The organism is Parasedimentitalea nitratireducens, from assembly GCF_057444295.1.
In genome coordinates this window covers 21806-27805 of the sequence record NZ_JBYAXC010000023.1, presented here as the reverse complement: position 1 = coordinate 27805, position 6000 = coordinate 21806, and the positions used below count along the sequence as shown (strand labels likewise).

General features: G+C 52.5%; 7 protein-coding genes and 1 tRNA gene. 5 read left to right on the top strand and 3 right to left on the bottom strand.

Translation table 11 applies throughout. The features are described from left to right. Positions 1-200 precede the first annotated feature (200 nt). A complete protein-coding gene (locus AC2T28_RS24310; protein ID WP_486751192.1) occupies positions 201-629 on the top strand; it encodes a hypothetical protein in 429 nt (142 codons plus the stop codon). Between the two features lie 64 nt (positions 630-693). On the opposite strand, the gene AC2T28_RS24305 is transcribed toward AC2T28_RS24310, so the two are convergent. Next, positions 694-1497 carry a helix-turn-helix domain-containing protein gene (locus tag AC2T28_RS24305; RefSeq protein WP_486751191.1) on the bottom strand — a complete coding sequence of 268 codons (804 nt, stop codon included), beginning with the start codon at positions 1495-1497 and terminating at the stop codon, positions 694-696. A gap of 49 nt (positions 1498-1546) precedes the next feature. Here AC2T28_RS24305 and AC2T28_RS24300 point away from each other — a divergent pair, with 49 nt between their 5' ends. Further along, entirely contained in the window at positions 1547-1927 is a 381-nt protein-coding gene (locus AC2T28_RS24300) for an MAPEG family protein (protein ID WP_486751190.1), read from the top strand. A gap of 17 nt (positions 1928-1944) precedes the next feature. On the opposite strand, the gene AC2T28_RS24295 is transcribed toward AC2T28_RS24300, so the two are convergent. Further along, positions 1945-2628: a lysophospholipid acyltransferase family protein gene (locus AC2T28_RS24295; RefSeq protein ID WP_486751189.1), complete on the bottom strand. Its 684-nt coding sequence runs from the start codon at positions 2626-2628 to the stop codon at positions 1945-1947. 144 nt (positions 2629-2772) lie between these two features. Between AC2T28_RS24295 and AC2T28_RS24290 the strand changes: the two genes are divergently transcribed. From AC2T28_RS24290 to nusG, 3 genes are all read left to right on the top strand, one after another. Further along, positions 2773-2848 (top strand) — tRNA-Trp (locus tag AC2T28_RS24290). 526 nt (positions 2849-3374) lie between these two features. Next, on the top strand, positions 3375-3572 hold the full coding sequence (secE, locus tag AC2T28_RS24285) for a preprotein translocase subunit SecE (RefSeq protein WP_486751188.1): 198 nt from the start codon (positions 3375-3377) through the stop codon (positions 3570-3572). A 217-nt stretch (positions 3573-3789) separates the two neighbouring features. Then, on the top strand, positions 3790-4323 hold the full coding sequence (nusG, locus tag AC2T28_RS24280) for a transcription termination/antitermination protein NusG (protein WP_486751187.1): 534 nt from the start codon (positions 3790-3792) through the stop codon (positions 4321-4323). A 145-nt stretch (positions 4324-4468) separates the two neighbouring features. Here nusG and AC2T28_RS24275 read toward each other — a convergent pair whose 3' ends face one another. Next, positions 4469-5818 (bottom strand): hypothetical protein, encoded by a 1350-nt coding sequence (locus AC2T28_RS24275; protein WP_486751186.1) that lies wholly within the window; start codon positions 5816-5818, stop codon positions 4469-4471. Positions 5819-6000 lie beyond the last annotated feature (182 nt).

Here is a 6000-nt window from a genome sequence, read left to right as displayed (position 1 = left end):
GCGCTGGTGTTGTTTCGGCAATCACTGAGTAATCACAGCTGTGCTGTGATGGTGGCAACAGGGTATCCGCGCCACGGCGCGGATGTCCCGAGAGCCACTCAGGTGAAATGATAAAGAAGGGCTGCCTGAGGGCGGCCCTTTTTTCTTTGGCGGGGTATTCGGTTAGCCTATGGAATAATTTTCAATGAGGCATTTGGGACGTGAATAGGGAAAATCGAGATAGAGAGCCTTACCCGAACCTGACCTGGGTATTGCGGGCGTTTGCGCAGCCGGCAGACATACAATTTGATTTATACCAAAGTTTTACCGGGGTAGCGGATAGTCTGGCATTGGATTTCGAAACCGCCATCTTGCATATGGGCGAAGAGTTTCTTGAAGATAACCCCGACATCAAGGCATTTGACGACCTGCTGGGAAAGCACTCTGGCCAACCTGAGTACTGGACGGAAAATGCACTAAGACACGATCCCTTTTGGGAGAAGCTTCGTGGGGAAGCCGGAGAGGTTTTAAAAGGGCGAGGAAATCCTCTGTCGCCTCCGCAGCCGTTAAACATAACCTTTGTTCAAGTCGATGATGGATCTCATAGTGTGCTGGCGTCGTTAATGGTGAGGCTCAAAAGGCTGTTTTAGCGATGAATGCTGGGTTTCTAATTTGAAGTTTCGGGCTGCAATCATCCGTCCTTGCGATGTCAGTTTAGCTCACCATCTTAAACATCGTCTGCTCTGATTGTTCATCCAAGGGTACCATCAGCTCAATTTCCAGCCCGTCGATCAACGCATCCTGACAGGAGGCGAGTTTACCCAATAAGGAACTGAGTTCCATGACTGGCCCATCAGGTAGCGCAATGCGAATGGGCAGGAAAATCGGAATTTCACCCAGCTCGCTTAGATGCTGTTCCATCCCTGCAAAACGGCCCTGGGACTGAGCAGTCTGCAGTACCTGCGCGATGCGTGGGCTGTGCGCCGCAGCACGCTGCAGGCGGTAGAACATGACGCCTGCAGCCTCATCCCAGTTTTGTACCAACTCTTGAAACATCTCGCTCATCATCACTTCGAGCAGGTTCGGAGCCTCATTGCCTTGTGGCATGAAGCCGCCAAATATCTGGTCAAAAGATGCATTGCTGCGCAGGACATTCCAATCGGGGTCCAGCACCAGTGCCGGGAAGGGCCAGTTTTTCAACACACGTTTTTCGAGCATGTCGAGAGCGGCGTGGATCTCGTCGGACTCCAGGTCACGGCGGGTATAGGGATTTGCCAGTCCAGATGCCTCGTACAGGTTCACGCGTTGCGCAATGTTTAGATCCATAGTGCGGCAGATCCTTGCAAGGAAGGAGGGAGTTGGCAGCGAGCGCCCGGTTTCCAGAAAGGACAGGTGGCGCTGGGTCGAGTCCAGCGTCAATGCCAGAGCTGCTTGGGACAGGCCGCGGGCGGCGCGAATGTCTTTTAGGACGTGGCCAAACGAAGTCATTGCTATTCCCTCCAAGGGAATTGTTGTCATTCCCCGCCATTCCTAACTTGCACATCATAACAATGGCAAAGGACTTCTCATGTTGACTTGGATTCTATTGGTGCTCATCCTGTATTATGGGGGGCTGTTTCTGCCTTCGCTGTTCCTGATGCCGCGGATCGGGGTGGGGGCCTATGCGGGGTCGCGGGATAATGATCCAGAGCCTGGAGCGATTGCGGGTCGCGCACAGCGTGCCCATCGCAACTTGCAGGAAAACTTGGCACCGTTTTTAGTCTTGGCTGGGTTGGCTGTGGTCTTGCCCAATGCGGACATGGCACGCGCGGTTCTGGGCGCCCAGGTGTTCGTTATGGCCCGCTTGGTCTATCTGCCATTGTATTTGTTTGCGGTGCCATATGTCCGTTCCGCCTCCTATACTGTTGGTTTTGTCGGACTGGTGATGATGGCGCTGGCGTTAATTTGATTTTGGAGGGGCGCAGCTTAGTTGCGCCCTACCGCTGCGTCACTGGCGTTGGTTATTTGGTTCAAGGCTGTTTCAAGGCTCAGGCGCAACTCTTCGGCCTCTTCAGATGTTGGTTTGCGCGGGACATCTTCTTCCCACTCCTGGCACATCAAGACGCCTCGTGAAAATGGGACGGGGAACATCTGTTTGTCCCAGGTTGGTAGTTCCAGTTTTCGCCGTTGTGCAAAGCTGATGGTGAACACACGGCAGCCCGAACTGCGCGCCCAGATGATTGGTACAGCAGATGAGATACGGGCTGGCCCGCGTGGCCCGTCGGCGGCGATGCCGACAGAGCTGCCAGCCTTTATCCGCCGCAAGACCTCGCGTGATAAGGCGACGTGTCGTTTGTGGCTGGACATTGGAATCGTATCAAACCCCATCCGTTCTTGCACTTTACCGGCCAGACGGCCTGCGCGTGCCCCGGATGTTAATGTACAGATTCGGCCCAAAGTGCTATCAAACAGGTAGGGCGACATAACCAGTCGCTGGTGCCAGAGTACCATGATGACCGGCTCGCCCGATCGAACGCAATCTTCCATGGGGTCAAAGCCGCTGCGGGTCCATCGAGAGGTGCGGTAGCAGAATTTCACATAGGCGGTAATCAGGCCTTCTACGGCACTGTTAAACCACCGACTATCCGCGATTTTCTTTCTCAGGCTCAACCGATTGGTCCTCTTTTTGTCCTCTCATAAAGCAAGCAGGGTGCTAGGCAAAGTGTGACCTGATGGATGGTGTTTGGTCATGTCTAGAAAATCTGTTTTTCCTCTTGTCTCTCGCCCCTCTCTGGCTTAGGACATCCGCACCGTAGGGGTATAGCTCAGTTGGTAGAGCGACGGTCTCCAAAACCGTAGGTCCCGGGTTCGAACCCTGGTGCCCCTGCCATTAAGTCCAAAGGTTTAAATGGCCTTGGCGGTTAGCCTGAAAAAATGGTTTCCCACAAAGTTTTCTGTACCATGTTTTGTTCGTTCTGTTCGCGCGGTATTTGTGTGTGTGGACATTTTTGAAACATAGCTTCGGCTGGACAGGACATATTAAACGTCTGTTGGGCGCCAGAAGATGGCATGAGATCAGCGATCTCGCAAAACTACAGGCATAAAGCCAGTTGCGATATGCCTAAATGGTGGGGTTGGGCTTTGGCTCCGTAATACGAGCGTACACCCCGGACCTTTTCTGGTGCAACGACCTAGAGTGAGCAGCATGGAGTCCTGCATTTTCAAGGATCTTAGGGCCATAGATCCCTGTGGGTCGCGGTGGGGCGCTACATCGTAGGGTGCCAAAGGTGTGCACTCTTTCGGTCAAATGTGCTATTAGTCAGTAGTTGATCTTGTCCGTTACTGCGAACAGGGCTTGAAATCATCAGTGCCTCAAGTTAGATCGACGCAGATTGCTAGTAGAGAGAAACAGCTAAATGGCCACCATTAACCCAGTTCAGTTTATCCAGCAGGTTCGTGCTGAGGTTTCCAAGATTGTTTGGCCGACACGTCGCGAAGTGCTGTTGACCACTGTCATGGTTTTCATCATGGCATCGCTGACAGCTGTTTTCTTCGCCTTGGTCGACGTAGTCATTCGTTACGGCCTAACCAGTGTACTGGGCGCTTTCAGCTAAGCCTAACCTGTTGGGGCGGACGTATCCCAACGAAAAGGTGGCGCACCTCTTGATCTCGTTTCGATAGGCGGGTAGGTGGGCCATGTCTCTGACAAGGGCGTGCGGCGATTCGTGTTGCGCGCCGCTTTTTGTTAGGGCGCAGCATGTGGCTGCAAAAGATATTCAATTGACGGCAAGGCAATGGTGCTAGCCCGACAGGACAAGGACGGTCAGGTTCATGGCGAAACGGTGGTATTCAGTCAGCGTTCTCTCGAATTTCGAAAAGAAAATCGCAGAGCAGATTCGCACGTCGGCTGCCGAATCCGGTCTTGACGAGGACATCGATGAGGTTCTGGTCCCCACCGAGGAAGTGATCGAAGTGCGTCGCGGTAAGAAAGTGACCACCGAGCGTCGTTTTATGCCTGGCTATGTTCTTGTTCACATGGAAATGAGCGATCACGGATATCACCTGATCAGCTCGATCAACCGGGTCACCGGCTTTCTGGGGCCACAGGGCCGTCCGATGCCGATGCGTGATGCCGAGGTGAATCAGATCCTGAACCGCGTGCAGGAAGGCGAAGAAGCGCCGCGCACACTTATCCACTTTGAAGTGGGTGAGAAGGTCAAGGTCAACGAAGGTCCATTCGAGGACTTCGACGGCATGGTCGAGGAAGTTGATGACGAGAACCAGCGCCTCAAGGTTACGGTGTCGATCTTTGGTCGGGAAACCCCGGTCGAGCTGGAATTCACTCAGGTTACCAAACAGATCTGATTGTTTCCTAAGCGAGATTTATTGCGCCGTGTTGCCAAAAGCAGCGCGGCGTTTTTTTATTGGCGACTACCAATTGGGGTGAAGTCACCTGTGCTCGCAGCGATTAGAAATGCTGACTTTGTGCGTCTCTTCCTTGGCGCTGCTGTTATCTGTTGTTGGCGGTCCGGGTGATGAAGTTTTCATATCCTGTATTGGGCAGGTTTGAGTTCCAACTGATGCGACCGTTGCGCCTATCAAGCGAGCCGATGATCAATCCAAAGACCGTCGGCGCTGCCTGGCATAGGAGTGCGACGCCAAACAAAATGCCAAAAACAAATGCGATGTCGCTCCAGGATCCTTCGCCGACGATTACTTTGTCTAAAATGGCTTGGGCGACGCCGGATGCGCTAATAAACACTAGTAGGCTGGCCCAAAGAATTGTCCGGCTGAGATGTCGTATGATCAGGCTACTTTTCACCCCCTGCTGAGCAAGGCCCCTAAAAAATCTGAAGTTTGCGCTTGGGTTAAAAGCAAGGGTGATGATTGGTGCTAGGGATTTTAGAACTGGTAGATTTTGCAGCAGCGCAAACGGTCCTGTTGTGCTGACGCTGTTTATACGCTCGCTTGCCGCAGTAAACTCCGCGATATGGGGATGCTCGGTAGCTGTCGTTACTATCTTTGACCCATTCCCTGCTTGATTGCCGGGACTAGATGCAAAGTGCCGCCCTGAAGGCCAGACCTCCACATCTGCCATATTGTGTTGTCTAGGCGAATAAGGGGTGGCCAATATCCCCATATTTGTTTGCCACAGTTGACGGGTAGAGCTTTGTTTGCCGCCGCTTTGGAACTCAAACAAATAGAAGCCCCACACGACTCCTTTCTTCTGAAGTGCTCTTGCCTGCTCCTTGGAAAATTGCGTCTCGAACATTTTGTCCGACTTCGCGGCCGCACGCAGTTCCTGAAAGGTGTCTGAGTGGGTCGCAAGGTCGATCCAATAGCAGATAGCGTCTTGGAGGGGGAGGAGTTCTATACCGTAAGCCTTGATTGCAGCTAGCCCCAAGGTGTCGCGTGGGGTCTCTTTTGCCGCGTCGACCATGCGATCGTGCAGTTTATCCAGTTCCGGCTGAAGTCCAACTAGCTGGTCTGTGTCGAGTTCAGGGAAATCGGTCTCATTTTCAGAAACGTGGGCTACCAGATCCACATAGTCTTGAAACACGCTTGCGGCCTCAATCAGCCCCATACGACGAAAACTCTCGGCCCTTTTGCGATTCCAGTAAACATCGTCGCCTACATAACCCGCTCTTAGGTCTTTAGCTGCGTAAGTAAAGGTCATCAGGTCCTGCAGTAGATAATCTTCGTATAGGCCTTCGGCTAAGTCGAAATCGTCTAGAATGGACGCGGTCTTGTCGGATTTAATAAACTGGTCATTCACGTTGCCAAAACTGCCGAGAGATGATCTGAGCTTTTGGAAGGACTCTGTAGAACTTTCCGGTACCACAATTTTAATTTCCAGCACTTCAAAGTTCCTGACTTCTTAATTTTATAAGGCTTGAATGGAGTTGCAAATTTGACATGTGCGCTTTTGAAAGCCAAGCGTGAAGCTGTACACATCAACGGTATCATTGCGACTGTTGGTCCGGAGCCAGACACGTGCCCTAGATTCCGAAGTGGTTTCTGACTAGCATCCCTTGCCAGCCC